Genomic DNA, 25,899 nt, shown 5'->3' on the forward strand with positions numbered 1-25,899 from the left:
CATCGCTGCGGGGCCTCTGTCATTCAAGCGGTGATCAGAACGATTCGACCACGATCTTGCCGCGTGCCCGACCGGTCTCGATCAAGGCATGTGCCTTGCGGATATTCTCGGCATTGATCGGGCTGAGCACGGTGTCGAGCGTTGTTCGGATTCGGCCCGCGTCGATTTCCGCAGCGACGTAGCTCAGCAGCTTGTGCTGCTCGATCATGTCAGGGGTCTGGAACATGGCTCGGGTAAACATGAACTCCCAATGCAAGGTGGCCGCCTTGGGTTTCATGTTGACCATCGGCATGGGCTGATCAGTGTTGTCAATCGTGACAATGCCACCCTGAGGACGTATCAGCTCGACGGCTGTTTCCCAGTGGCGCATGTCGTTGAAGATGGCAATATGATCCACGTGTTCGAAGCCTAGTGCGCGGACCTGTTCCACCATGGGTTCGCGGTGATTGACGACATGATCGGCACCCAGTTCCCTGACCCAGTCACTGGTCTCCGGACGAGAGGCCGTGGCGATGACAACCAGACCGGCCGCCTTGGCGAGCTGGATACCGATGGAACCGACACCGCCACCGGCGCCGATGATCAGGATGGACTGGCCTCGGTTGTCGCCATCGCGATGAATGCCGAGTCGATCGAAGAAGGCTTCGTAGGCCGTGATCGTTGTCAGCGGCAGTGCCGCGGCTTCGGCGAAGCCCAGGCATTTCGGCTTCGTGCCAACAATGCGCTCATCCACCAGTTGGAACTCGGCATTGCTGCCGGAACGCGTGATATCGCCAGCGTAATAGACTTCGTCGCCCGGTTTGAAGAGTGTCACATCCGGGCCTACCGATTCCACGATACCGCTGGCATCCCAGCCCAGCACTCGCGGCGTTTCCTCTACCGTGTCCTTGGGGGCACGCACCTTGGTATCGACGGGGTTGATGGACACCGCTTTGACCGCAACGAGTATGTCGCGCCCCTGGGCAACGGGCTTGTCGAGCTCGACGTCCAGAAACGCATCGGGATTTTCAACGGGCAGGTAGTGAGTCAGAGCAACAGCTTTCATGTGTTTGATATCTCGGTAGTCAGGTGATCAGGGTTTGTTTGTCAGGATGGTATAGGGCTTGTTGCTGCCATCAGCTGGTGATTGTACGGCTCGTCTGTGTCGACTTGTGGCCAGACCGAGATTATCGGTATGTCTGCCAGAAGGATAAATGCTGTATATTTTCATGAACTCTCAAAAAATAGTTGATAATCAGTCGTGAAAGCCGTCAGTGATCGCATGGTGTTCACTTCTGTCGTGGATGAAGGCAGTCTGACGCGCGCAGCAGAGCGCCTGGGATTGTCGCTGGCGGTGTGCAGTCGCCGCCTGGCCGTACTCGAGAAGCGCCTGGGTGTGCGCTTGCTCAATCGGACGACCCGTAGTCAGCACCTGACCGATGAAGGGGCAATCTACTATGAGCATTGCCTGCGCATTCAGGAGGATATCGATGCCGTCGAGGCCAGTCTGGCGGGCATGCGAGACAATGTGCAGGGCACACTTCGCGTCAGTACGTCGTCTTCGTTCGGCAGAAAGCATGTATCGCCCTTCGTCACGGAATTCATCGAACGTTATCCGGGGATCCGTCTGCAGCTGATGATGAGCGACAATATTGTCGACCTTGTTGCCGAAGGTATCGATGTCGCCATTCGCATTGGTGCAGCTGTCGACTCCAGCTTCATTGCGGCGCGGCTGGCGACCAACAGGCGGATTCTCTGTGCCTCGCGACGCTATCTCGAGCGGGCAGGCACGCCGCAAACGCTGGAAGAGCTGAGCCGGCATCAATGCCTGATTCTCTCCTCCCAGGGGGCATCCAACGATGTCTGGGAATTCGATACCGATGACGGCAAGCGGCGTATCCCGGTCAGTGGGCCCATTACGTCCAATAGCGGTGAAGTGGTTCGTGATGCCGCAGTCGGTGGATTGGGCATCGCGGTGAAGTCGCTCTGGGATATCACCGAGCAGTTGCGCAGCGGGGAACTGGTGAGCGTGCTCGATACTCAGGCGCTGTCGCAAACGAACATCCATGCGCTGTACCATAACCGGCAGTTCATCTCTCCCAAGGTGCGAGTCTGGATCGAGTTCTTCCGGGAAAAGTATTCGCCAGTGCCCTATTGGGAACAAGGTTTGTCATTGCACGGGAACGACTCATGAATGTATTCGACATGCTGGCGGAGCAGCGCTACCTGGATTGGGAAAAGAAGGTATCGGCTCCCGGTTATCAGCCACCGCCACCGGTCAGCAAGACGGCCATCAGAAAATCCTATGAAGGGTATGTCTATGGCGAGGTTCTGGCCCACCTCGACAAGGCGGCGGAAACCGACAATACGCGGAAGCAGCAGGAATATCTGCAGAAAGCGCGTCAGCTGGAGCTGCAGCTCGTGATTCTGCTGGAGAAACGCAATATGCCGCACGCCATGACAACGCTTCGCCATGCCATCAGGCTGCGTCGTCAGGCAGTGCTGGAACGTGCCAGAAGCACACCTGCCAGCGCCAGCGCAAAACCGGCCACCTGAACCAGGCCCAGCGATTCATCATAGAGCCACCAGGACATCACTGCGGCCAGTGGTGGCACCACCAGAAGCAGGCTGCTGGCGCGGGTAGCGCTGCCGCTGCGAACCAGCCAGGTCAGCAGGGTGAAACCGCCGATGGACAGAACGAAGACCGCGTAGGCCAGATAGGCCAGAGTTGTGGGTGTCAAGGTGGCGCTCCATTGACCGAACAGCAGATTCAGCACCAGCATGACAAGCACTGCCCCCAGCGTCTGAAAGCTGATGGCGCTGAGCAGGGGGACGGAGACGATCGAGGACTTCTGCATGACGGTTCCGGCTGTTATCGAGCCGATGCTGAATATGGCAGCGATGATGACCATCGGCGTGACGCCTTCGGTAGCGGCGCTGCTACCCAGACCGGGAGAGACTGCCAAGGCCACACCTGTAATACCAATCAGCAATCCGAGAATGGTCCTGATACTCGTCCTCTCCTTGAAGAAGTGCCAGGCAAGAATTGCTGTCAATGCCGGTTGCATGGCGCCGATGAGTGCCATGATGCCCGCCTCCAGGCCCTGCGAGACTGCCCAGAATCCGGGGCCGAGATAGAGTCCCTGCATCAGCGCGCCGATGCCCATCAGGCGCCATTGATCGCCACGGTCTGGCAGGGGGAGGCGTAACACCAGCATCACGATGCTGAACACCAGCAGAACGCAGCCGAAGCGCAACAGCAGGAAGAGATAGGGATCGATCTTGCCGCTGATGCCGCGAGCAACCACGAAACCGGTTGCCCAGATGATGACAAACAGCCAGGCGGCAAACGCGGCTGCGATATTCCTGTTTGGCAATTCAGTTCACGATCTGAGGCAGGCGAGCGGCAGGTGGTGTGTTGCGGCTGCGGGTGGAGGTCACCTTGCCGTCGATGATGGTCATTCCGATACCGGGTAGATTGCCCTGTTGAATGCTCTCCAGCATATCAGCTCCGGGCGAATGCTGCGCCTGATCGAGGATGATGAAATCGGCGGACAGGCCCTCTTCGATGATGCCGGTATCCAGCTCTCGCATGCGGGCCGTATTGCCAGTGGCAAAGCAGAAGGCGATTTCAGCAGGCACATTACCCAGGCTGGAGAGCATCGCAATCATGCGTAGTATGCCCAGTGGCTGAACGCCGGAGCCTGCCGGTGAATCGGTCCCCAGAATGACCCGCTCGGACTGTTCCAGCTCGAAAGCCGTTCGCATGGCCAACAGGCCAGCCCGTTCATTGCCGTTGTGCACGATCTCGATACCACGACGACAGCCCTCGCACAGGCAGGTTATCTGATCATCGGGTAGGGCCGTGTGGCCTCCATTGATGTGACCGATGATATCGGCGTCCGCTTCCAGTACGATATCCTTGTCGATCAGACCGGAACCGGGAATGGAGGGACCGCCGGTATGGATGGTGGACTGGATACCGTATTTTCTGGCCCACTTGACCATCTGGGCAGCGGTTTCTCCAGCCTTGACCGAACCCAGACCTACTTCACCCAGCAGTTTCACACCCGCCTCGGCCAGTTCCTTGAAGTCATGTTCCTCCATGCCTTCTTCCAGTACCGGCGCACCGGCGTGCATCTTGACGCCCGATGGTCGGAAGTTCTCGTACCAGCGCTGCGAGGCAATGGCCATGGCTTTCAGACCGACGATATCCTTGGGCCGCCCCGGCAGATGCACTTCGCCGGCCGATATCATGGTGGTGACACCGCCATGCAGGCAGGAATCTATCCAGTTGATCTGCTGCTGTCGTGGCGTGTAGTCGCCGATGACCGGATGTACATGACTGTCGATGAGACCGGGGGCCAACCAGGTGTCGGCGGCGTCGACAGTCACCGTCGCCTGATCGGTGTCCATATCCCGTTCCCGCCCAATGGCAGTGATTCTGCCGTCGATGGCAATGACGCAGTCACCGTCCAGCAAGGGGGCTTCAAGCTTGCCTGACAGAATGCGTCCTATGTGACGGATAACCAGTTTGTGCCGAGTGTCTGCCATGATGATTACTCTTGCGGTTTGCGGTTTGCGGTTTGCGGTTGCGGTTTGCGGTTTGCGGTTTGCGGTTTGCGGTTTGCGGTTGCGGTTGCGGTTGCGAGTTTGACCTGTATCTGATGAGAGTCTCGTGAGGTGTTCTGTATCACTCCTGTCAGGGAGGTGGTAGCAGCTTTCGCAGCAATCGGGTGAAATGCTCGGCCTCTTCGGGGCCGAGTTGCTGCAGTGTCAGACGAGTGATGTTCCGTGCGACCGGAATGGCCTCGCGTATGGCCTGGTGTCCAGCATCGGTGAGCGAGATGCGCAATCGACGCCTGTCCTTGGTGTCGGTTTGCGTGCTGATCAGCTTCTTGCGGCCGAGCCGGTCGATGACTCCGTTGGTGGTGGCTGCATCGATGCCGACACTGCGTCCCAGTTCGTTCTGCGAAATGTCCTCGCACTCCTGCAACCGCGCCAGAACGGAGAACTGGGTGGGGGTCAGGGTTGGTAATTGACTGTTGAAGATCTCGAGGTGGCGCTGATTGGCAAGGCGCAGCAGATAGCCGACTTGTTCGTCAAGACGGTAGCGCTTCGTATCCTGTGCGGGCTGAATATCGATAACATGACCCCGATGGTAGTCTGTGTTCCTTGCCGCTTTGCCCGATTCCCGTGTGGCCTGGTGTAGGACCGAGGGTATGGCACCAGGAATCATCGACAGGCTTGACCTTCTGCAAGGATTCGGTATAACTGTTTGTACACGAACTAACTGCCAATGAAAATACCTGTTGGCGACGAGTTTTGCAAAGCCATGATTGTCATTCGCTCGTCATTCGGCTGAACAGTGGAGTCATATCGCAATGTCCGATGTTGTCATTCGCAAGCAGGGTCTGAGTGTGGAAGAGATCTTCCATGAAGGGGGACCACCTCAATCCAGTCCTCTGGTTCGTGCTGCTGCCATGACGGTCATTGCCAACCCGTTCGCCGGTGCCTACGAGCCCGACATCGAAGGCTTCATGGATGATCTCAAGCCATTGGGTATCTCGATGGCCAGTCGACTGGCGGAAGCCCTGGGGGGTGTGGACAAGGTGCAGGGCTACGGCAAGGGTGCCATCGTTGGCGGGGCCGGGGAAATCGAACACGGCGCGCTGTGGCATGTTCCGGGCGGCTATGCCATGCGGGAAGTGCTCGGCAATGCCATGGCCATCGTGCCATCAACCAAGAAAGTGGGAGCTCCCGGGGCCCGGCTGGATGTGCCGATCACGCACATCAACGCCTCCTATGTGCGTAGTCATTTCGATGCGATGGAAATCGGCCTAAATGACTCACCCAGAGCCAGGGAGCTGTTGCTGGTACTGGTCATGAGCTCCGGTCCGCGCATACACGCACGCGTGGGTGGCCTGCAGGCTGATGCAATCGTGGGCAAGGATGGCCTGCGCTAGTCCCGGGGTCGCAGTCGGGCCTCGAGCCTGGCTGCTGTCGGGTGCGAGTGCAGCTGATCAGGGCGGGTTCGTCGCTGGTCGCCGTGTCAGCGACCAGCAGGCTCTGCTGGAGCGTGCCGTAGCGCCGCGACTGCATCTGCAACATGGCCCGATCGATCTCGTCATCACTGCCGACGGTAGATCTGATGAAGTCCACGATGCCTTTCAGCAGGCCGCAGAATGCTTTGCCGATATTCTCGACATCCTCGCTGGACAGTTGCCGCGGCTGCGTCAGTTGCTGCGCCACGACAGCCTGCCCGAGGACTTCAAGGGGGAAGTTGCACAACGGATGCATGCGGCTGCCATGCCGCATGTAGCCCGTCAGGTAACGCCAATGATTGCCGTGGCCGGTGCGGTTGCAGATCACGTACTGCAGCACCTGTTGGCGGGCAGGAAGCTGGATCGTGTCCAGGTGAACAATGGCGGTGATATCGCCCTGTATCTGGCGCCGGGTCAGAGCAGCCGCATCGGTATCTGCCCGTCGCCGATGTCGTCGCATTACAGCGACATTGTCACGCTCAAGGCAAGTTCCGGGGTAGGTGGTGTGGCCACCAGTGGCTGGCAGGGGCGCAGCCATTCGCTGGGCATTGCCGATGCCGTGACTGTGCTGGCCGGCAATGCTGCCATTGCAGACACTGCGGCTACGCTGATTGCCAATGCCGTCGATCTTCCGGGCAGCTTGAAGGTGGTGCGTGCGAGTGCCTGTTCGCTGACTCCGGATTCCGATCTGGGTGACAGACTGGTGACGATCGATGTGCGGGGCCTGACGGCCAGCGAAAAGACCCAGGCACTGCAGGCAGGGGAGCAGTGTGCCCGGCAATTGCTGTCGTCCGGTTTGTTGCAAGCCGCATGTCTGCATGTGCAGGGTCAGTCCCGGGTTGTCGGCAGCTTGTTCGATCATCATCATCTGGCACAGGAGAACACTGGGACATGACGACAGCGAAGATTCGTAAACTGGTCACTTTTCTGGATGAGACCCGCACCGAGATGGGGCGGGAAATCAATCCGCCCACTCGTCGTGCGGCGGCAGTAGCCGTCATCGAAAACCCGTTTGCCTCTCGATATGTCGATGATCTGGAAGCGCTCATGGTCATCGGTGAAGAAATGGGTGCTCTATTGGGAGAGAAATGTGTAACCATGTTGGGCATCGAACCCGCACAGGCGCAAAGTTATGGCAAGGCTGCCATGGTCGGGGAAAATGGTGAGCTGGAGCATGCTGCTGCCATCCTGCATCCGCGACTTGGCAAACCGTTGCGCGCAGCTGTCGAGAAGGGCGCGGCGCTGGTCGCTTCCAGCAAGAAGATGGGTTCGATGGGACAGGTGCTGGATGTGCCGCTAGGCCACAAGGATGCTGCCTATGTGCGTTCACACTTCGACGGCATGGAAGTTCGTATCAACGATGCGCCGCGTGCGGATGAAATCATGGTTGCCGTGGCCGTGACGGATTCCGGCAGGCCTCTGCCACGAGTCGGAGGCCTGACGCACGAGGAGGCGGAAGGCAAGGATGGCTTGCGTTGAGTCCGGCATGATTTGTCAGTAACACGATTGTACTGAAGTCCTGATCGACGGCCCTGCTGCCGATCAGTGCCATTCAAACGGTTGCCGGAAACAACACACCTGGCAACCAGCAACCGGGCCGATCAAGCGAGGGCCTGCGGAGATTGCACGATGAAGCGCAAGAACACACGGGCCGCCCTGTTGGCAGCTGTCAGTCTCACCATGAGCGCCTTGCTCGGCAGCGCCGGCTCGGCGGTGGCGGCTGACGCCATCAAGATAGGCGAGATCAACCACTACAAGCGACTGGCAGCCTTTGCCGAGCCCTACAAGAAAGGGATCGAGCTTGCATTGTCTGAAATCAACGACGCAGGGGGTGTCATCGGACAGCCGCTGGAATTCATATTCCGGGACGATCAGGGAAAACCCGGCGAGGCCATCAAGATTGCCGAGGAACTGGTGAACCGGGAAGGTGTGGCCATGATCACCGGATCCATACTGAGCAATGTCGGTATGGCGCTGTCATCCTTTGCTGCCGAGAAGAAGGTCATCTATCTGGCCGCCGAGCCGTTGGCCGATGGCCTGGTCTGGGAGAAGGGCAATGACTATACCTTTCGTCTGCGATCATCCACCTACATGCAGGCCTCCATGCTGGCAGAGGAAGCGGCCAAGAGTGATGCCGTGAAATACGCCACCATTGCGCCAAACTACGCGTATGGCAAGGACGCGGTTGCAGCGTTTAAGCAAGCCTTGCTGGCACTCAAGCCCGATGTGGAATTCGTGACCGAACAATGGCCAGGCGTGTTCAAGATCGATGCCGGGGCAGAAGTGCAGGCACTGGAACGAGCCAAGCCCGATGCGATCTACAATGTGACCTTCGGCAGTGATGTTGCCAAGTTCGTTCGTGAGGGCACTACCCGCGGCCTGTTCGATGGTCGTGAAGTCTATGGCTTGCTCACGGGTGAACCCGAGTACCTGGAACCACTGGCTGACGAAGCCCCCGAGGGTTGGACCGTCACCGGTTATCCCTGGTATGACTTCCAGGATGGTGCCAACAAGACCTTCGTCGATGCCTACCAGGCGAAATTCGAGGAAAGCCCGAAGCTGGGTTCACTGGTTGGTTACATGACCGCGCAGTCCATTGCTGCTGCCATCGATCGGGCCGAGTCGGTGGATACCGAAAAGTTGAGACAGGCGTTCATCGGCCTGGAAGTGGATACACCGGTTGGCCGAATCACCTATCGTGAGCAGGACCACCAGTCCACCATGGGCGCGTTTGTCGGCAAGACAACCGTGCGTGATGGTGGGGGTGTGATGGTTGACTGGAGCTATCGTGACGGTGCCAACTATCTGCCGTCCGATGAGGAAGTGGCACAGCTTCGGCCGGCTGCGCAGTAAGTGTTCGGGGCAGGCTCCGCAGCATGATGCAATCACACCAACTCAACCGTTTCTGAGCAGCACATGGGATTGTTCATTGCACAATTGCTGACGGGGCTTGCCAATGCCGCCACGCTCTTTCTGGTGGCATCGGGGTTGTCGTTGATATTCGGGGTCACTCGTATCGTCAACTTTGCCCATGGTTCCTTCTACATGCTGGGTGCCTTCATCGGCTACTCACTGATGCAGGTCTTGCCGGGTGCGATCGGGTTCTGGGCATCCGTTCTGTTGACCGGTTTGCTGGTCGGCCTGATCGGCGTCATCGTCGAGGTACTGGTCCTGCGGCCGGTGTACAAGGCACCAGAACTGTTTCAGCTGGTGGCAACCTTCGGCGTGATTCTGGTCATTCAGGATCTGGCCCTGATGATCTGGGGGGCCGAGGATCTGCTGGGACCGCGTGCACCGGGCCTCAAGGGAGTGGTCCGCATCATGGATGAACCCGTCCCCCTGTACGATCTGGCGCTTATCGCGATTACCCCCTTCGTATTGTTTGCCCTGTGGTATCTGATATCCCGAACACGTGTCGGTGTGCTGGTCAGGGCCGCCACACAGGATCGCGAAATGGTGGCAGCCCTCGGTGTCAATCAGTCCTGGCTGTTCACCGGTGTCTTCTTTCTGGGTGCCGGTCTGGCGGGTCTGGGTGGGGCCATCCAACTGCCGAAGGGGGGCGCTGATCTACTGATGGATTTCAACATCCTGGCGGCGATTTTCGTTGTGGTTGTCATCGGCGGCATGGGCTCATTGCCCGGTGCCTATATTGCAGCTGTGCTGATTTCCGTTCTGAACGTGTTCGGTGTGTCCTATCTTCCGCAGAGTACCCTGGTACTGATGTACATCGTCATGGCCATCGTGCTCACCGTGAGGCCCTATGGTCTGCTGGGCCGCGAAGAGGTCGTGGGTGAACACGGACAGGTCGGCGAGCCGGAGCGTCCGATCAAACCCGCTGGCTTGAAGGCCAGGATCATGGTTGTCATTCTGTTGCTGGCATTGCTTGCCTTGCCACTGGCCGATTCACATTTCATGGTCATCCTGGCGACGGACATCATCATTTTCTGTCTGTTTGCCGCCAGTCTGCATTTTCTGCTGGGACTCGGCGGACTGGTTTCCTTCGGTCACGCTGCCTACTTTGGTGGTGGTGCCTATGCCGCAGGTCTGCTGGTTGTGCATGTCGATGCGCCGATGGAGCTCGCCTTCCTGCTCGCCCCTCTGGGAGCCGGACTGGCAGCCTTCATCATCGGCTGGCTGTGCCTGCGGCTGACCGGTGTGTATTTTGCCATGCTGACGCTGGCTCTGGCGCAACTGCTGTGGTCACTGGTCTTCCAGTGGGATGAATTCACCGGAGGTGACGACGGTCTGGTGGATATCTGGCCGGCAGGCTGGTTGTCCGAAGCCAACAGTTATTTCTATTTCACGGTGATCGTGGGCGTCGGGGGCATCTTGCTGCTGCGTCACGTCGCCCATTCGCCTTTCGGCTATGCCTTGCGTGCATCGCGCGATTCCCAGCGTCAGGCCGAGGCTACCGGTATCAATACCAAGCGCGTTCAGTGGATGGCCTTCACCCTGGCCGGAACCCTGGCCGGGGTGGCGGGGGCCTTGTTCATCTTCTCGAAAGGCAGTGTGTTTCCCAATGAGCTGGAAATCACCAAGTCTTTCGATGGTCTGATCGTGGTTTTCCTCGGAGGCGTGAAAACACTGTCAGGCGGCGTCGTCGGAGCCGCGTCTCTGGAACTCGTCAAGGATTACCTGACACGAATCGAATACTGGCGCCTGGCATTGGGCCTGCTGATCATTGTCGTCGTGGTGCTGGCACCGCACGGCATCGTCGGTTCGTTGCGCAAGGCTCGGGAGCGGCTGCGCGGAGCAGCTGATGATGAGACGACACTGAACACGCTGGTTGAGGTGACACCGATGACACCAGAATCGCAGGAGAGCGGGCGATGAGCAGCGCTGCATCGGCGGTCCTGAAAGTCGAGGGCTTGAGCAAGTCCTTCGGTGGCATACATGCAGTCAGCAATGTCGATTTCGAACTGGCACGCGGTGAGTTGCTGGCCCTGATCGGTCCGAATGGCGCTGGCAAGACCACCTGTTTCAATATGCTCATGGGGCAACTCAAGCCCAGCAGCGGCAATGTCTTTCTCAATGGCGAAAGAATCACGGGGCAGAAGCCGCGACGTATCTGGCGCAAGGGCGTGGGCCGAACCTTCCAGATTACCGGAACCTATCAGTCCATGACGGTCATCGAGAATATCCAGATGGCCTTGATTTCCCATCATCGCCGTCTGTTTTCGGTAGGTCCTCATGCCACTCGTCTGTACCGGGAAGAGGCAATGCAACTGCTGGAGCTGGTCGGCATGGCGGAACAGTCGGAACGCGCCTGTGCGATTCTGGCTTACGGTGACCTGAAGCGGCTGGAGCTGGCCATTGCGCTGAGTCATGAACCGACGTTGCTGCTGATGGACGAGCCAACGGCAGGCATGGCCCCCAGAGAACGTATTGCACTGATGCAACTGACGGCAGATATTGTCAGGGAGCGCGACATCAGTGTCCTGTTCACCGAGCATGACATGGATGTGGTGTTTGCCCATGCCCATCGACTCATGGTGCTCAACCGCGGTGAGTTGATAGCCAACGGTACGGTGGAGGATATTCGCAACGACGCCGTGGTGCAGGAAGTCTATCTGGGCGGTGGTAACCTGTTTGCCGCAGGAGACACGCATGCTTGAACTGTCAGGTGTCAACAGCTTCTACGGCAAGGCGCACATCCTGCGTGATCTGGGTTTCACCATGCACGCCGGTGAAGTGGTATCGCTGCTGGGGCGCAACGGTGCGGGCAAGACCACGACGGTCAAATCGATCATGCAACTGGTCAAGCCTGAAACCGGTACCGTGGTGTTCGATGGTGTGGAACTGACACGATTGCCCACCCATCGCGTGGCGAAGCTGGGCATCGGCTATGTGCCGGAGGAGCGTCGCATTTTCACTGATCTGACCATCAGTGAAAATCTGGAGGTGGGACGTCAGCCACCGCGACCAGGCGTGTTCAGCTGGACGCAGGACAGCCTGTTCGATCTGTTCCCGAATCTGGCGGAGCGACGCAGCAATCGAGGCAAGGCGCTTTCCGGCGGTGAGCAGCAGATGCTATCCATTGCTCGAACACTGATGGGAAACCCGCGCCTGCTGCTGCTCGATGAGCCGAGCGAAGGTATCGCTCCCGTCATTGTGGAGCAGATGGCAAACACCATTCTCAAGCTGAAGGCCGAAGGGTTGCCGGTGCTGTTGTCTGAGCAGAACCTGCATTTTGCACGCATGGTGTCCGATCGCGCCATCATCATCGAGGGTGGCTTGAAGAAATTCGACGGCACGTTTGCCGAACTGGAAGCACAGCCGGAGATTCGGGATGCGTATCTGTCTGTCTGAGCGCTTTGCGTTGTAGCAGGGAAGGCAGGATCTGTCTTTTGGGGGGGCTTGTACACGAGCAAGAGGTAGAGCAACATGAGTATTGGTGGGTCGATGTCCCTGGAACGAGCGCTTGAACAGCTGTCTCGAACACCCATGCCGATTCTGGCAGGCGGCACGGATTTCTATCCGGCGCTGCGTGATGCTCCGGCGCCGGAGCAGGTGCTGGATGTCTCACGTATCGAGGGCCTGCGTGGCATTCAGAAAACGGCATCCGGATATCGTCTGGGGGCGGCGACTACCTGGAGTGATGTCATTGCCGCACCCTTGCCTCGGGTATTCAAGGCTCTCAAGGATGCGGCTCGGGAAGTCGGTTCGGTACAGATCCAGAATGCGGGAACGGTCGCAGGCAATCTGTGCAATGCCTCACCGGCGGCTGATGGTGTGCCACCGTTGTTGACCCTGAACGCGAGTGTGGAGCTGGCATCGGTTCGTGGTACACGTCTGGTAGCCCTTCAGGAGTTCATACTGGGGCCACGCCAGACCTGCCGTCTCGCTGACGAAATCATGATCGCGGTGCACATACCCGAGATGGGCGACACGGCTTGCAGTGAATTCGTCAAGCTGGGTGCCCGGCGCTATCTGGTCATTTCCATTGTCATGGCCAGCCTCATGCTGGAGGCGGATGAACAGGGGCAGCTTCAAGAAGTCAGGGTGGCCGTGGGTGCCTGTTCGGCGGTGGCCTGCAGACTGCGTCAGCTGGAGTCCGTATTGCAAGGCCAGTTCATGACTGCCGAATTGCTCTCCCTGGTGACACCGCCGCTGGTGGCGGAGCTTGCTCCGATCGATGATGTAAGAGGCAGTGCCGAGTACAGAATGCAGGTGGTCGTTCAGCTGATACGACTACTGCTTGCCAGGGGAATGCAGTCAGTGAAGAATGCGCCCCGCGGGACCGTTGGCAGTCGCAGCCCGGAGGGGTCGTCATGACAAGGGGCGAGACAATCGGCAGACTGGGTGATGAACAGGTCGCGAGAGGTGTCTGCTCCTTTCGCTGTAACGCGCTTGAGGTGTCTTGCGATGGCGCCGACAGTCAGCGCCTGTCAGCCGTATTGCGAGACAATCTGGCGTGCAGGGACGTCAAGATCGGTTGCAATGCGGGTGACTGCGGCGCCTGTACCGTGCTGCTTGACGGGGCTCCGGTCTGCGCCTGCCTGACTGCAGTCGGGCAGGCGCGGGGGCGTGAAGTGGAGACCGTTCAGGGTCTGGAACGTTCTGAACCACTGATGCGGCAGTTGCAACAATCCTTTCTGCGACACGGGGCTGCGCAGTGTGGTATTTGCACACCCGGCATGCTGGTGTCAGCGGTGGCTCTGCTGAGGCAGGTTAGCGAGCCGGACGAACAGGCCGTGCAGGATGCCCTGGGGGGCGTTCTCTGTCGCTGCACCGGATACCGAAAGATCATCGATGCCGTCAGACTGGCAACGCAGGTGGATGCGGCACCCGCAGAGCAGGACGATACTGGCCAGGTTCGATCGCTGACCGAGCGACGGCAGCCGGTTGGCTTGTCCTTGCAGCGACTGGACGGACAGGCGAAGGTGTCGGGTCTGGAATGCTTCGGCGATGATGTGGCACCAGTGGATGCCAGGGTTTGCCGATTGCTGCGCTCTCCGTTTCATCACGCGTCCTTCGTGCTTGGTGACCTGGACGCATACAAGGCCCGGCATCCCGGTATCGAGGCAATCCTGTGTGCACGCGATATACCGGGCCAGAATGCGTTCGGGGTCATTCCTCCCTATATCGACCAGCCGGTGTTTGCCGAAGACTGCGCTCGTTTCAAGGGGGAGGCTGTTGCGGCGATCATCGGTCTGGCCAGCACCATGGAATCTCTGGATCTGAGCGACTTTCCGGTGACCTGGACGGAAGAGCCTGCCTTGCTGGATCCGATCCAGTCAAGCCGACCCGACGCAGCACAGTTGCATTCGGGTACGAGCGGCAACACTCTGTGCGAGGGCCTGGTGCAGCGCGGTGATGCGGAGGCAGGTCTGGCGCAAGCGTTCAAGGTGGCAGGGGCAACCTTCAATACCGGGTTCATCGAACACGCTTATATCGAGCCAGAGGCGGGATTCGCACGTCGAGTCGGAGACACGATCGAAGTGCATGGCTGTACTCAGGCGCCTTACATGAACCGGGACAGCCTGGCCCGGATCATGGGGCTGGATGAAACTGCCGTGAGAATCGTCCCCACGGCCGTGGGAGGGGGGTTCGGCTCCAAGCTCGATCTTACCTATCAACCCTGTATTGCCCTGGCTGCCTGGATACTGAATGTGCCGGTACGCATGACCTTTTCACGTCAGGAGTCCATGCAATCGAGTACCAAGCGCCACCCATCGCGGCTCGAGGTCGAGATCGGTATCGAACGCTCCGGTCGCTTGTGCGGGTTCCGATTCGACGGAACATTCAACACCGGTGCCTATGCGTCCTGGGGGCCCACGGTGGCCAATCGAGTGCCGGTACATGCTTCAGGCCCGTATTTCACGCCGAACTATCGGGCGCATACCGTGGGGGTATACACGCACTGCGCACCGGCGGGTGCGTTTCGTGGCTTCGGGGTGCCGCAGGCAGCCATTGCCCAGGAGTCCCTGTTTGATGAACTGGCTGAATCGATCGGCATGGATCGACTGGCGTTCCGTCTGTTGAATGCACTGGATAATGATCAGCCTACCGTCACGGGACAGACCTTCGAATCGGCGGTGGGTATCAAACCCTGCCTGCAGGCTCTGCAGGATGCCTGGTCTGCAGCACTGGCCGATGCCGAGTCATTCAACCGGCTTGCCATGGACAGTGGGCTGTCACTGCGCCGCGGTGTCGGTATAGCCTGCGGCTGGTATGGCTGTGGCAACACCTCGCTGCCCAACCCGTCGACCATCAGAGCGGGCATCCGTGCCGACGGCCGAATCTGCCTGCATCAGGGTGCCATGGACATCGGGCAGGGTTCCAATACGGTCATCACGCAGATCTTTGCACAGGCGCTGGGTGTGTCGGTCGCGGACATCGTGCTGCTCGGTGCGGATTCTGCTCTGACACCGGATGCCGGCAAGACCTCCGCTTCGCGGCAGACGTTCGTTACGGGACAGGCTGCCCGTCTGAGCGCGCTGGCGCTGCGCAGGCAGATTGCCAGACTGACCAACTGTGCGACCTTGCAAGAGCTGGACATCCGGCAGAATGTGTTGCATGTCAATCCGGCATCAGCCGATACCAGCTCGATCGATCTGCAACAGCTGCCGATCAATGAATTCGGGTACGTCCTGATGGCCGAAGAATCCTTCGATCCACCAACCAGCCCCATGGACGAGAATGGCCAGGGGATACCCTATGCTCAGTATGGCTATGCCGCGCAGATGGTATCTCTGGATGTGGACACGCAACTCGGAACGGTGCAGTTGCAGTCTCTCATTGCAGCCCATGATGTCGGTCGAGCCATCAACCCCTTGCTGGTCGAGGGGCAGATTCATGGTGGGGTGGCGCAGGGAATCGGCCTTGCCCTGATGGAAGAATTCATACCGGGGCGAACCGAGAACCTGCATGACTACCTCATCCCCACCATTGGTGATATCCCTCCCATCAAGACCATCATCGTCGAAGTGGAAGACCCCCATGGGCCGTTCGGAGCGAAGGGGCTGGGAGAGCATGTGCTGATTCCTACCGCGCCGGCCATACTCAACGCCATCACCCATGCCTGCGGTGTACGCATCCGTCATCTGCCGGCTACGCCTGACAAGGTGCTGGCGGCCATCCGTGACCAAGGGAGCCAGCCTCGATGAGACACAAGTCCACGACCGGAAATCGCGTTTCTGCTTCGTATCTTCATATCTCATTGAGGTCAGGCAGATCATGGTGAGATTTGCGGTAGAGCAGGAAGAGAACGGCAAGATCCGCTGCGATGCCTGTCCGGTGTTGTGCTACATCAAGGATGGCCGCACCGGCGCCTGTGACCGGTATGCCAATGATGGCGGGGAACTGGTTCGAGTGGATGCCTTTACCATTCTGCAACGGACCGATGACCCTGCCGCGCGGGCTGTGCCTTTTCTGCTGAAGGAGGGTCAGTCGTCGTCAGAATCAGCTCCGGATGCTCAGGAAGAGGAAGAGCCTGTCGTGCCTGGCTGGGACGGGGACATCCTGGGTGGCAATCGAACATTTGTCACGGCAATCGGTGCGGGCACAACCTATCCGGATTACAAGCCTGCCCCGTTCATCGTCAGTCAGCAATACGATGACGTGGACATGGTGACCGTGGTGACGGAAGGCATATTCAGTTATTGCGGAGCAAAGATAAAGATCGATACTGACCGGCATATCGGCCCTGAGCGGGCTACGGTGAGGGTTGACGGGGAGGCCGTGGGTCATGTCACAACCGGCGAGTACGGCTCGCAGATGTTGTCATTGGGAGGTGTGAACCACCTGACTGGCGGCTCGAAAAAGGAAGGTAGAATCACCTGCCAGGCCTTGTTGCAACTGTGTAACCGCGAAGCGGTAGACATGAGCATTGACGGCGGTGCCGAGATCACCGTACAGGCAGAGGCCGCGCCGATCGTCAATGGGGTTCGAGAGGAGTTGATGCGTGTCGGCTGCGGATCCGCCACCATCGGCATGTTTGCGCGGCAATGGGCCCCCCATGTGGATGAGGTGGTGGTGGTGGATGATCACATCACCGGCGTGCTGTCCGAACATCAGGCTGGCAAACTGCTTGGCATGCCGCCCACCGGTTTGCGCATCAAGGGCCGGCGCTCGACGCCAGGGCGCTATTTTCAGGTCGCCGAACCGGGGTCCGGTTGGGGAGGCACCGATATCAGCGATCCGCTGAGTATTCTCGACGACTTCAAGCCGGCCATTGCCTGGCCGGGTATGCGGTTACTGATGGTGTCGACCACCGGTGAGCAATGGGCCTACTTCGAGCTGGATGAGGCCTTGCAACCGGTCACTGCAGACTTGCCGGCAGCGCTGCAACTGTCCGTCGAGCGTATCGCCGAAAACTGTGAACCATCGCTTTGTTCGGTGCTGTTCATGGGCGGTGCCGGGGGCTCGTTGCGAGCAGGCGTTACCGAAAACCCGGTGAGTCTGACACGATCGGTCAGGCAAGCCCTGACTCATGTTTCCTGCGGCGGTGCACCTGCCTACGTCTGGCCGGGAGGCGGGATCACGGTCATGGCCGATGTTGCCCGCATGCCACGCAATGCCTTCGGTTATGTGCCTACCCCAGCTCTGGTAGCACCCATTGAATTCACGCTGCGTCGCTGTGATTACGCGCGGCTCGGCGGTCATATGGAGTATATCCGGTCATTGCAGGATATTGCAGAAGCTGTCGAAAGACGAGAGTTCGTGCATGGAGGAACAGCATGGCCGGGTAACACCGGACATTTTGCATGGCGCAAATTCCGCGACTGACTGCGAACTATACTGTCAGGTAACAGTCGGATAGGGAATATCCGTACAGACGGTCATTCTACCTTGACTCCCACGGGCTGCAGCGCGGAATATAGCGTGACTCCCGATTTCGGGTCCTCGAGACCTGCTCACTGACACATGATGAAAAGACCTGATCTTCGCAACGGTGCCTTGTTGTCGACCGTCCTGCTGACCATGACACTCACGGCATGTTCCTCCGATTCCAATTCGCTGAGCGATCCATTGGATGGTGGGGGTAATACCACATCGATCGACGATGACCCCGATGGTGAAACGGGTGGTGAAACGGGTGGTGAAACCGGCAATGCAACAGCCGGTACCGACACGGGAACGGATACCGGCGTCGGTACTGATACCGGCACGGACACAGGCGCTGGCACGGGCGCTGGCACGGGCGCTGGCACGGGCGCAGGAACGGACACGGGTACAGACACCGGAACGGGCACCGGAGCAGGAACGGACACGGGTACAGACACCGGAACGGATACAGGTGCTGGCACTGACACCGGAACCGACACGGGCGGTGGTACAACCACTGGCACCGACACGGGTGGATTCACGCCGGGCGAGCTGCCACCACCGAGCGTACCGGAACTCGACGATCCGGACGCACCACCCATTGCCGCTCAGAATCCGCAAGACCCTTTCGGATCGTTTCTGGAAACAGATGAGGAACAGGCCGTGGCTGGTGGCCCACCAACGCAACCCAAGAACCTGCGACTCGATCTCGTCTCCAACAATTGGGCTGAATTCAGCTGGGCCCCGGCCAATGACGACGGTGAAGTTGTTCAATACAACATCTACCGCAGTGATGGTGTGACCTACGAAGTCCGCGAGACCTATGAGGGACAGGATGAGCTGGCCGGCGGAACACAGGAAGAAATAGAGAAGGACTGGATCACCACGTCGTTCATCGATTGCAATTTCACGCGTTTCTTCGATGTCGTGCACAACTGCGCCGACAACCAGCCGGATCCGGGCAGAACCTATGTCTACTACGTGACCGCAGTCGACGATGAAGGGCAGGAATCTGCAGCGTCCGAGCAGTTGCGTATCACGTACCTGGAGAACAGCAACGCACCGGTACCGCTGTACCGCGACCTGTACAAGGGCGAGAACGACACCTTCGTGCAGGATCATGACCTTTCGGCGGTCGACTACTGGATCGAGGATTTCGATCTGGTGTTCAGCGATGAGTTCGATGGAGACGAAGTCGATCCGGAGAAGTGGCAGACCAGTCTGACCTGGGGCGACAGCCGGATCATCAACGGTGAGCAGCAGTACTTTGTCAACTCGCAGCGAGATCCGGATTTCGGTTACGAACCTTTCGAATTGACGGGAGATTCGCTGATCATCAAGGCCGCGCCAGTACCTGACGACTTGCGTGAAAAGCTGCCGCCGGTCTGTGATGAAGAGGACCGTCTGGGCGTGGATCGGTGTGAGTTTCTTTCCGGGGCCCTGTCATCCCATGATCGTTTTCAGTTCATCTATGGCTACACCGAGGGACGGTTTCGCGTCAGCGGTACGCCGGGTGCACTCTCCAGTTTCTATCTCTATCATCGTTATGCCGGTAATGGCGTGAACTTCCATGCACCCGAAATCGACATCATCGAATATCTTGGAGAGAATCCCTTCGGTGATCCGGATGCTTTCCAGACTTACCACTTCGGGGATGTCAACACGGGGATCACGCGATCGGCTCCCACCATGTCCTACGCGAAGCCGGGCGGTGGCACCTATGCCGATAACAACGAATGGCATACTTTCGGTGTTCTGTGGGAACCACAACTGGTCATCTGGTACATCGATGGGCGCGAGGTCAAGCGGATGTTCGGCCCGCAGGTTGCCCGTCAGCCCATGAATATCGTCAACTATCTGGTTGCCGGCAGCGGCTGGGCTCCTACGCCGGATGTGTCGGATGAGTCGATATTCCCTCTGGAGTTCGAAGCCGATTACATCCGCGTATACCAGCGGGATGCCTTCCAGAGCACGGCCACCTTCGGTGTGCCCTGATACGAACTGATCCGCGTCAGGTTTTATCGGAAACTGCAGTGAACAGTCCGCCTGTTCACTGCAGGAACTGGTACTTGCAAGCTCGATGTCAGTTGTGACAGTGTGTTGATTCCGATCTTTACCATCCACGGGTCCAGGACAATGTTGATTGCTGAAATTCTCAGAGGGAAAGGGTCGGGAGTTCAGACCACAACGGCAGAAGCGACACTGCAGAGTGCTATCCAGATCCTCGCCAGCGAGCGCATCGGGGTACTCGTGGTCAGCGGCAATGGTCGCAGGATCGACGGCATCCTGAGTGAGCGGGATATCGTTCGAGGTCTGGCCAACGAATCTGCAGACTTCAGCGCCTACAAGGTGGGCGATCTGATGACCAGCAAGGTGTTTACCTGCGCTCCGGATGACACGGTGGCCTCGGTGATGGAACTGATGGATGAGAAACGCATACGTCACGTACCCGTTGCCGTTGCCAATGAGCTGGCCGGAGTCGTCAGTATCCGAGACGTCCTGAATGCCCGGTTGCGCGAAGCAGAAGCCGAGCAGAAGGAGATGGCCGGATACATCGCGGGTTCGCCGCAGGGGTGAACAGAGCGTTCAGCAAGCAACACTGCGGCGAACGCGGCTTCGTCTGAAAACCGCTGACATGACCGACTGGCCACCATACCCGAGAGCCGGCAACACCGTCTGGATCAGTGTGAGCCGTTCCCCGGCGCCGGTGATACCATCGGCAGGGGGCCGGCATCCGAGACTTCGGCCAGCGCGGCCAGACGAGTCAGCTCGCGGCTGATCTTCTCCCGTCGTGCACGCGTTTCCCTGACTCCGGGTTCCAGCCACCAGGCGCGGGTATCGAGTTGGTCAGACTCTCTATTGGCGCGCACATCGATACGCCCGATGATGCGGTCACCTTCCAGCATGGGATAGACGTAATAGCCATAGCGTCTGCGTTCGGGCGGCACATAGATTTCGATTCGGTATTCGAATCCGAACAGGCGCTGCAGTCGTTGGCGATCGCGAACTGCGGGGTCGAACGGGTTGATGATGCGCAGTCGTGTGGTAGGACGGTTGCCATGGCGCAATGCCTCTTCCTGCTCGGCGAGCGCGAATGCCTTGTGTCTGTTTCCCTGATGATCCGGATAGCACACCGGTATGACCTTCGAGTCTGATCGTTTCAGCCAGGCTTGCACTTCCTTAATGCTGCAGGCGTCCCAGAAGCGCTGGATCTCTGTTGCGTTGGCAAACCCGAGTTTCATCAGAGCCTGTTCGCACAACCAGTCAATCTGGTCTGTTTCATCCACCTGCTGTTCGCGAAAGCAGGCCGGAATGACACGTTCGGTCAGGTCGTAGTATTTGGTGAATCCCTGTCGATGGGACACGCTCAGAGCCCCGGTCAGCCAGAGAAAGTCCAAGGCCTGCTTTTGTCGCGGACGCATCCATGCATGCACCGATTTGTCCACGGGGCCTTTCTGGTGAAAGGCCAGATCGCGTGAGCAGACTGGCCCATGTCTGTCGATGTGGCGAAGCAATTGCTGCTGCAGCTGCTGCTCGTCTTCCTGTTGCTGCCAGCGTGTCCGACAATAGTGTTCTGCGCGTCGTTGGTGCTGCCGTTGCCAGTAGGGGTAGGTGGACATCGGCAGAATGACGGCATCATGACTGAAATGCTCGAATACCTGCCGGTTTTCCTGCAGTAGCCGATTGTAGTGCTTCTGACGGTAGGCCGATTGACGGCTCCACAGTATGTGATGATGGGCGCGAGCGAGGATACCGATGGCATCGAGTTGCACCATGCCAAGCGCAGTCACGCAATCGGCAAAGGCATTTACCTGACGCTTGCCACAGGGTAATGCGGCCAGGCCCTGGCGTTCCAGCCAGAGCGCGCGCGCTTCTCGGTTCGTCAATTCCAGGCAACTGTCAGACATCGTGTCAGATATGTCGGGGGTCGTGGCTGTTCAGGTACACTTTAAGGCATCTCGTCGCATGTGCGGCGTTGCATACGGATTTGAGAGGAGTGAAATCATGAGCCTTGTAGGAACTCTGGGAAGAATTGCAGTTGGTATTGCCGTGGCAAAGGGGGTTGGCAAGATGGTCAACCGCGGTGGCGCATCCAGCGGTGGCGCAGGTGGTCTGGGCGGCATGCTGGGCAGTGTGCTTGGCGGCGGCGGTGCAGGTGGCCTTGGAGGTGGCCTTGGAGGTGCCCTGGGAGGTCTTCTGGGTGGCCAGCAAGGTGGCCAGCAAGGCAACAACATGAATCAGGGAGGTGGATTGGGTGATCTGGGTGCCCTGCTCGGAGGCAAGTCCGGTGGTAGCATGGGCGGAGGGCTTGGTGGCTTGCTGGAGAGTATCTCTGGCGGCGCCAGCGGTCTGTCCGGTGGCTCGAGCGTGCCTTCCCCGGCTGGTGGCAGCCTCGGCGATCTGCTCAACTCGGCGTTGCAGGGCAACAAGGTGCCCGAGCCCGAACCGGCTCAGGAAGATCTGGCTCGCATCCTGATTCAGGCCATGGTCAATGCCGCAAAATCGGACGGCAATATAGATCAGTCCGAGCAACAGAAGATCGTTGCTCATCTGGGTGATGAAGTTACCGAGGAAGAGAGGCAGTTCGTTATCGGTGAAATGCGCGCACCTCTGGATCTGGAAGGTTTCATCAGGAGCGTGCCGCAGGGAGCCGAGATGCAGGTCTACATGATGTCTCTGCTGGGCATCGATCTGGATTCTCGAGAGGAAGCGGTATATCTGGACAAGCTTCGCAAGGGCATCGGCATGAGCGAAGAGCAGGCAAATGCCATTCATCAGAAACTGGGTGTGCCCACGCTGTACAACTAGGCGCAGCCAGCCGGCAGAGCGATCTGCCGAAAAGGCATCAGCGGAGGCGCAAGACGATCCGGCGCGCCTCCGCCATTTCCGTCGCGCCGGTGGGACCATCGACAGACGGCAACTGTCTGCGCCTCTGGCTTCATTGCAAGGACAAGGACCAAACCTTGCGGCAGACCGTCGGGAACGGTTGCGAGCATTTGCCCTCCAAGGGGGAACTAGGGCAGACTTGCCGATGCTAGCGGATGCGATGTAACGTGATTTTGCCCGGTTTCCCCGGTAACGGTAACATCTGCCGTCTTGTCAGCCGCCCTGAATCGACAAGAAAGACCGCCCCGTCTGGCGACTCATCTACAATAGGCCACCTGAATGCTGTAACCGAAGGTGAATTGCCTTTCATGACTATTGCCGTGGGCAACCCGGAAGAACAAACGGATCTGGACAATCTGATCGCCTGTCCCGGCTGTGATCTGCTGCACTATCGCCGTGCACTGGAAACCGGCGAGTACGCGCGCTGCAAACGATGTGGCGATGTCATTCAGACACGCAAGCCACATACGGTGGATCGTACACTGGCGGCTGTGCTGGCATCCATCGTGTTGCTGCTGGTGAGCCTGTGCCTGCCCTTTCTGTCACTGTCACGAGCCGGTATCTCGAGCCACATCTCGGTACTGGATGCGGTCGCGGCGCTGTGGTTCAACCACATGCGCTGGCTGGCATTGCTGACACTTGCCTTCATCGTGCTGTTGCCGTTGACACGTCTGCTGTTGCTGGGATGGGTCTTGTGGCGTATCCGCTTCAAGAGAAGGATTCGTCGCGGCATGCGCACAGCCTTTCGCTGGTCGATCAGGATGGAGCCCTGGGCCATGGCGGAAATCTTCATGGTCGGCGTGGTCGTGTCGCTGGTCAAGATCAGCACGCTGGCCAATCTGCACATGGGGCTGGCATTCTGGTCGTTGCTGCTGCTGATCGCCATTTCCTGCTACATCAACCTGGTTCTGTGCAAGGACACGATATGGGCGATATTGACTTGCAGGTCCTGAGTGCGCGCGAGGGTGGTCTCAAGGCCTGTACCTCCTGCGGCGCGCTGCAGCCCATCTCCGACGATGAGCCCTGTCGTGACTGTGGAGCCTTGGTGCGTTCACGACGCAGCAAAAGCCTGCAGCGTGTCTGGGCCTTTCTCATCGTGGGGATCATGGCCTACTTTCCGGCCAATTTCTATCCCATCATGCAGACCCGGTCATTTACCGGTAACACGTCTGACACCATCATCAGTGGGGTGATCGTATTGCTGCAAAGTGGCAGTTATGTCGTTTCACTGATCATCTTCGTTGCCAGTATCTGTATTCCCGTCATCAAGTTTCTGGTCATCGCCGGACTGGCACTGAGTCTGCAGCGCGATTGGGACATATCGGACCATGCCCGCCATCGACTGCATGCACTGACCGAATTCATCGGTCGCTGGTCGATGATCGACGTTTTCGTTGTTGCGGTACTGGCGGCACTGATTCAGTTGGGCGCTATCATGACCATCGTGCCCGGTGTGGGCATCAACGCCTTTGCCATTTCCGTGATATTTACAATGCTGGCAGCCAGTTCTCTGGATCCGCGCCTGCTTTGGGACCATTCAAGCAATGACTGATAACATCAAGGAACCTGCCAGCTCGAAGGTACGACGACCGGCGCGGCTACCAGCGCGATTGTCGCTGGCCTGGTTTCTGCCCCTTGGCGCCATTCTGTTTGCCGTCTGGGTTCTGTGGGACTCCTATAACGATCGTGGTCCGCTGGTCGAGATAACCTTCGACAAGGCGGGCGGGGTAACCGCTGGTGAAACACGGGTGCGGCGTAACGATGTCGAAGTGGGCAAGGTGGAGTCCGTGCGTCTGGCGGACGACTTGAATTCAGTGGTTGTCAGTGTGCGTATGGACCCTCAGGTTGCGCCCTATCTGGATCAGGACACGCGCTTCTGGATCGTCAATGCGCGAATCAATACCACCGAGATTTCCGGACTGGGTACCCTGCTGTCCGGTTCCTTCATCGAGGTGGATTGGGACGATGTGCCGGGTGAGCGGCGTTCAGAGTACATCGGGCTGAAGGAGCCTCCACTGACCACTCGCGGCACGCCGGGACTGAGGCTGACACTCAGTGCCGATGAGGCGGGGTACATCTATGTCGGATCCCCGGTGTTCCTGCGGCAGATCGAAGTGGGTCGGGTGGAACGACGACGTTTGTCGCCAGATGCCTCCAAGGTACTGTTCGACATATTCATCGAAGCGCCCCACCATCGGAATGTCTATCCTGGAACCCGTTTCTACGGCGTGTCAGGTGTCGAGGGCAGTATCGGTGCGGACGGTGCCTCGGTACGCGTCGAATCCATTGCCGCGTTGTTCACCGGTGGCATCGCGTTTGAAAATCCTCCGGAAATCATCAAATCCAGTCCGGTGGTCGATACCGGCAAATCCTACAAATTGTTCGGTTCGCGGAGCGAAGCCAGAAGCAGTCTGTTTGATGGTGAGGATGATGAGCGTTATCGCTTCATGGCAGAGTTCCCCGGTTCGGTGAAGGGATTGCGTGCGAATACGCCGGTTGAATACAACGGTATGCGTGTCGGCCGTGTTGCCAGTGTGTCAGCCAATCTGCCAAAGAATATCGGTGGAGAAGGCAGTGCCACGGCTGTACTGCAGTTCCAGCCTGCGATGCTGGGCCTGGCCGATGTGTCTCAGGAGCTGTGGTTTGAAGCCGTTGAGCAACTGGTCAGTGGCGGCTTGCGCGTTCAGCTTGCCAGCGGCAATCTGCTGACCGGGTCACTCAGGGTCAATCTGGTTACCCAGCCGCTATCGAGCAGTGCTGCGATCGACTTCGACAGCAAGCCTTATCCGACGCTTCCCGTGATGCCCGCCAATGTGGAAGCGGTTACCGCCGATGTTGAAACCCTGGTGAAGAACCTGTCGGAACTGCCTCTGGACTCACTGGTCATTGCCGCCACCGGCCTGCTGGAAGATGCGCGTAAACTCATCGCCAGTCCGGAGATGGCAACCTTGCCACAGGATCTTTCCTCATCCATGTCATCGATTGCGGCATCGGCCTCTCATGTCGAATCCGCCACGGCCGACTTGCCAGCCCTGATCGCGTTGCTGACGCGGGTATCAGGCAATGCCAATGACGTGCTGGAAGGTGTGTCTCCCGATTCCGAAATCTACTACGAGCTGTCATCCGCGATACGAGAACTGGGTGTTGCCGCACGCTCGATCGCCGCCTTCGCAGAATTGCTGGAGGAAAACCCCAATGCCATTCTTACCGGGCGCTAGCC

Annotated in this window: 23 protein-coding genes; 18 read left to right on the forward strand and 5 right to left on the reverse strand. The window is 58.7% G+C overall.

Features of this window, described 5'->3' with window-relative positions:
• Positions 1 to 34 precede the first annotated feature (34 nt).
• Positions 35 to 1,045 carry a zinc-binding alcohol dehydrogenase family protein gene (locus ACUNV4_RS25710; RefSeq protein ID WP_430881518.1) on the reverse strand — a complete coding sequence of 337 codons (1,011 nt, stop codon included), beginning with the start codon at positions 1,043 to 1,045 and terminating at the stop codon, positions 35 to 37.
• A 195-nt stretch (positions 1,046 to 1,240) separates the two neighbouring features.
• Here ACUNV4_RS25710 and ACUNV4_RS25715 point away from each other — a divergent pair, with 195 nt between their 5' ends.
• Both ACUNV4_RS25715 and ACUNV4_RS25720 read left to right on the forward strand, forming a co-directional pair.
• On the forward strand, positions 1,241 to 2,173 hold the full coding sequence (locus ACUNV4_RS25715; protein ID WP_430881519.1) for a LysR family transcriptional regulator: 933 nt from the start codon (positions 1,241 to 1,243) through the stop codon (positions 2,171 to 2,173).
• Complete coding sequence (locus ACUNV4_RS25720) at positions 2,170 to 2,535, forward strand: hypothetical protein (protein ID WP_430881520.1); 366 nt, start codon at positions 2,170 to 2,172, stop codon at positions 2,533 to 2,535. The genes ACUNV4_RS25715 and ACUNV4_RS25720 overlap by 4 nt, the downstream gene beginning before the upstream one ends.
• On the opposite strand, the gene ACUNV4_RS25725 is transcribed toward ACUNV4_RS25720, so the two are convergent.
• The 3 genes from ACUNV4_RS25725 to ACUNV4_RS25735 form a co-directional block, all read right to left on the reverse strand.
• On the reverse strand, positions 2,472 to 3,356 hold the full coding sequence (locus tag ACUNV4_RS25725; protein ID WP_430881521.1) for a DMT family transporter: 885 nt from the start codon (positions 3,354 to 3,356) through the stop codon (positions 2,472 to 2,474). The genes ACUNV4_RS25720 and ACUNV4_RS25725 overlap by 64 nt on opposite strands.
• A gap of 1 nt (position 3,357) precedes the next feature.
• Positions 3,358 to 4,533, reverse strand: coding sequence for an amidohydrolase family protein (locus ACUNV4_RS25730; protein WP_430881522.1), 1,176 nt, complete (start codon positions 4,531 to 4,533; stop codon positions 3,358 to 3,360).
• Positions 4,534 to 4,681: 148 nt separating this feature from the next.
• Entirely contained in the window at positions 4,682 to 5,218 is a 537-nt protein-coding gene (locus tag ACUNV4_RS25735; protein ID WP_430881523.1) for a MarR family winged helix-turn-helix transcriptional regulator, read from the reverse strand.
• A 145-nt stretch (positions 5,219 to 5,363) separates the two neighbouring features.
• Between ACUNV4_RS25735 and ACUNV4_RS25740 the strand changes: the two genes are divergently transcribed.
• The 12 genes from ACUNV4_RS25740 to ACUNV4_RS25795 all read left to right on the forward strand — a co-directional run bounded on the left by ACUNV4_RS25740 (position 5,364) and on the right by ACUNV4_RS25795 (position 20,369).
• Entirely contained in the window at positions 5,364 to 5,945 is a 582-nt protein-coding gene (locus ACUNV4_RS25740; RefSeq protein ID WP_430881524.1) for an amino acid synthesis family protein, read from the forward strand.
• Positions 5,932 to 6,918, forward strand: coding sequence for a UPF0280 family protein (locus ACUNV4_RS25745; protein ID WP_430881525.1), 987 nt, complete (start codon positions 5,932 to 5,934; stop codon positions 6,916 to 6,918). Before ACUNV4_RS25740 ends, ACUNV4_RS25745 begins: the two co-directional genes overlap by 14 nt.
• Entirely contained in the window at positions 6,915 to 7,502 is a 588-nt protein-coding gene (locus tag ACUNV4_RS25750) for an amino acid synthesis family protein (RefSeq protein ID WP_430881526.1), read from the forward strand. The genes ACUNV4_RS25745 and ACUNV4_RS25750 overlap by 4 nt, the downstream gene beginning before the upstream one ends.
• Before the next feature lie 150 nt (positions 7,503 to 7,652).
• Positions 7,653 to 8,876 carry an ABC transporter substrate-binding protein gene (locus ACUNV4_RS25755; protein WP_430881527.1) on the forward strand — a complete coding sequence of 408 codons (1,224 nt, stop codon included), beginning with the start codon at positions 7,653 to 7,655 and terminating at the stop codon, positions 8,874 to 8,876.
• A 63-nt stretch (positions 8,877 to 8,939) separates the two neighbouring features.
• On the forward strand, positions 8,940 to 10,856 hold the full coding sequence (locus tag ACUNV4_RS25760; RefSeq protein WP_430881528.1) for an ABC transporter permease: 1,917 nt from the start codon (positions 8,940 to 8,942) through the stop codon (positions 10,854 to 10,856).
• A complete protein-coding gene (locus tag ACUNV4_RS25765; protein WP_430881529.1) occupies positions 10,853 to 11,638 on the forward strand; it encodes an ABC transporter ATP-binding protein in 786 nt (261 codons plus the stop codon). Before ACUNV4_RS25760 ends, ACUNV4_RS25765 begins: the two co-directional genes overlap by 4 nt.
• Positions 11,631 to 12,332: an ABC transporter ATP-binding protein gene (locus ACUNV4_RS25770; RefSeq protein WP_430881530.1), complete on the forward strand. Its 702-nt coding sequence runs from the start codon at positions 11,631 to 11,633 to the stop codon at positions 12,330 to 12,332. The genes ACUNV4_RS25765 and ACUNV4_RS25770 overlap by 8 nt, the downstream gene beginning before the upstream one ends.
• A 75-nt stretch (positions 12,333 to 12,407) precedes the next feature.
• Positions 12,408 to 13,298 carry an FAD binding domain-containing protein gene (locus ACUNV4_RS25775; protein ID WP_430881531.1) on the forward strand — a complete coding sequence of 297 codons (891 nt, stop codon included), beginning with the start codon at positions 12,408 to 12,410 and terminating at the stop codon, positions 13,296 to 13,298.
• Positions 13,295 to 16,132, forward strand: a complete 2,838-nt coding sequence (locus tag ACUNV4_RS25780) for a molybdopterin-dependent oxidoreductase (protein ID WP_430881532.1) — start codon at positions 13,295 to 13,297, stop codon at positions 16,130 to 16,132. The genes ACUNV4_RS25775 and ACUNV4_RS25780 overlap by 4 nt, the downstream gene beginning before the upstream one ends.
• 70 nt (positions 16,133 to 16,202) lie before the next feature.
• Entirely contained in the window at positions 16,203 to 17,753 is a 1,551-nt protein-coding gene (locus ACUNV4_RS25785) for a hypothetical protein (protein WP_430881533.1), read from the forward strand.
• Between the two features lie 138 nt (positions 17,754 to 17,891).
• Entirely contained in the window at positions 17,892 to 19,787 is a 1,896-nt protein-coding gene (locus tag ACUNV4_RS25790; RefSeq protein WP_430881534.1) for a glycoside hydrolase family 16 protein, read from the forward strand.
• Between the two features lie 141 nt (positions 19,788 to 19,928).
• Positions 19,929 to 20,369: a CBS domain-containing protein gene (locus tag ACUNV4_RS25795; RefSeq protein ID WP_430881535.1), complete on the forward strand. Its 441-nt coding sequence runs from the start codon at positions 19,929 to 19,931 to the stop codon at positions 20,367 to 20,369.
• 104 nt (positions 20,370 to 20,473) lie between these two features.
• Here ACUNV4_RS25795 and ACUNV4_RS25800 read toward each other — a convergent pair whose 3' ends face one another.
• A complete protein-coding gene (locus tag ACUNV4_RS25800; RefSeq protein ID WP_430881536.1) occupies positions 20,474 to 21,700 on the reverse strand; it encodes a winged helix-turn-helix domain-containing protein in 1,227 nt (408 codons plus the stop codon).
• A gap of 97 nt (positions 21,701 to 21,797) precedes the next feature.
• Here ACUNV4_RS25800 and ACUNV4_RS25805 point away from each other — a divergent pair, with 97 nt between their 5' ends.
• The 4 genes from ACUNV4_RS25805 to ACUNV4_RS25820 all read left to right on the forward strand — a co-directional run bounded on the left by ACUNV4_RS25805 (position 21,798) and on the right by ACUNV4_RS25820 (position 25,897).
• Positions 21,798 to 22,601, forward strand: coding sequence for a DUF533 domain-containing protein (locus ACUNV4_RS25805; protein WP_430881537.1), 804 nt, complete (start codon positions 21,798 to 21,800; stop codon positions 22,599 to 22,601).
• 386 nt (positions 22,602 to 22,987) lie between these two features.
• Positions 22,988 to 23,632, forward strand: coding sequence for a paraquat-inducible protein A (locus tag ACUNV4_RS25810; RefSeq protein WP_430881538.1), 645 nt, complete (start codon positions 22,988 to 22,990; stop codon positions 23,630 to 23,632).
• On the forward strand, positions 23,605 to 24,231 hold the full coding sequence (locus ACUNV4_RS25815) for a paraquat-inducible protein A (protein ID WP_430881539.1): 627 nt from the start codon (positions 23,605 to 23,607) through the stop codon (positions 24,229 to 24,231). The genes ACUNV4_RS25810 and ACUNV4_RS25815 overlap by 28 nt, the downstream gene beginning before the upstream one ends.
• Positions 24,224 to 25,897: a PqiB family protein gene (locus tag ACUNV4_RS25820; protein WP_430881540.1), complete on the forward strand. Its 1,674-nt coding sequence runs from the start codon at positions 24,224 to 24,226 to the stop codon at positions 25,895 to 25,897. Before ACUNV4_RS25815 ends, ACUNV4_RS25820 begins: the two co-directional genes overlap by 8 nt.
• Positions 25,898 to 25,899 lie beyond the last annotated feature (2 nt).

The sequence above is a fragment of the Granulosicoccus sp. 3-233 genome (assembly GCF_052681095.1).

What these genes read in the sequence shown, in the direction of transcription:
- ACUNV4_RS25785 (WP_430881533.1), top strand. Translation starts at nt 16,203, where the DNA reads ATGGTGAGATTTGCGGTAGAGCAGGAAGAGAACGGCAAGATCCGCTGC.
- ACUNV4_RS25805 (WP_430881537.1), top strand. Translation starts at nt 21,798, where the DNA reads ATGAGCCTTGTAGGAACTCTGGGAAGAATTGCAGTTGGTATTGCCGTG.
- ACUNV4_RS25755 (WP_430881527.1), top strand. Translation starts at nt 7,653, where the DNA reads ATGAAGCGCAAGAACACACGGGCCGCCCTGTTGGCAGCTGTCAGTCTC.
- ACUNV4_RS25740 (WP_430881524.1), top strand. Translation starts at nt 5,364, where the DNA reads ATGTCCGATGTTGTCATTCGCAAGCAGGGTCTGAGTGTGGAAGAGATC.
- ACUNV4_RS25760 (WP_430881528.1), top strand. Translation starts at nt 8,940, where the DNA reads ATGGGATTGTTCATTGCACAATTGCTGACGGGGCTTGCCAATGCCGCC.
- ACUNV4_RS25750 (WP_430881526.1), top strand. Translation starts at nt 6,915, where the DNA reads ATGACGACAGCGAAGATTCGTAAACTGGTCACTTTTCTGGATGAGACC.
- ACUNV4_RS25745 (WP_430881525.1), top strand. Translation starts at nt 5,932, where the DNA reads ATGGCCTGCGCTAGTCCCGGGGTCGCAGTCGGGCCTCGAGCCTGGCTG.
- ACUNV4_RS25800 (WP_430881536.1), bottom strand. Translation starts at nt 21,700, where the DNA reads ATGTCTGACAGTTGCCTGGAATTGACGAACCGAGAAGCGCGCGCGCTC.
- ACUNV4_RS25795 (WP_430881535.1), top strand. Translation starts at nt 19,929, where the DNA reads ATGTTGATTGCTGAAATTCTCAGAGGGAAAGGGTCGGGAGTTCAGACC.
- ACUNV4_RS25710 (WP_430881518.1), bottom strand. Translation starts at nt 1,045, where the DNA reads ATGAAAGCTGTTGCTCTGACTCACTACCTGCCCGTTGAAAATCCCGAT.
- ACUNV4_RS25770 (WP_430881530.1), top strand. Translation starts at nt 11,631, where the DNA reads ATGCTTGAACTGTCAGGTGTCAACAGCTTCTACGGCAAGGCGCACATC.
- ACUNV4_RS25820 (WP_430881540.1), top strand. Translation starts at nt 24,224, where the DNA reads ATGACTGATAACATCAAGGAACCTGCCAGCTCGAAGGTACGACGACCG.
- ACUNV4_RS25765 (WP_430881529.1), top strand. Translation starts at nt 10,853, where the DNA reads ATGAGCAGCGCTGCATCGGCGGTCCTGAAAGTCGAGGGCTTGAGCAAG.
- ACUNV4_RS25720 (WP_430881520.1), top strand. Translation starts at nt 2,170, where the DNA reads ATGAATGTATTCGACATGCTGGCGGAGCAGCGCTACCTGGATTGGGAA.
- ACUNV4_RS25775 (WP_430881531.1), top strand. Translation starts at nt 12,408, where the DNA reads ATGAGTATTGGTGGGTCGATGTCCCTGGAACGAGCGCTTGAACAGCTG.
- ACUNV4_RS25735 (WP_430881523.1), bottom strand. Translation starts at nt 5,218, where the DNA reads ATGATTCCTGGTGCCATACCCTCGGTCCTACACCAGGCCACACGGGAA.
- ACUNV4_RS25810 (WP_430881538.1), top strand. Translation starts at nt 22,988, where the DNA reads ATGACTATTGCCGTGGGCAACCCGGAAGAACAAACGGATCTGGACAAT.
- ACUNV4_RS25790 (WP_430881534.1), top strand. Translation starts at nt 17,892, where the DNA reads ATGATGAAAAGACCTGATCTTCGCAACGGTGCCTTGTTGTCGACCGTC.
- ACUNV4_RS25780 (WP_430881532.1), top strand. Translation starts at nt 13,295, where the DNA reads ATGACAAGGGGCGAGACAATCGGCAGACTGGGTGATGAACAGGTCGCG.
- ACUNV4_RS25815 (WP_430881539.1), top strand. Translation starts at nt 23,605, where the DNA reads ATGGGCGATATTGACTTGCAGGTCCTGAGTGCGCGCGAGGGTGGTCTC.
- ACUNV4_RS25730 (WP_430881522.1), bottom strand. Translation starts at nt 4,533, where the DNA reads ATGGCAGACACTCGGCACAAACTGGTTATCCGTCACATAGGACGCATT.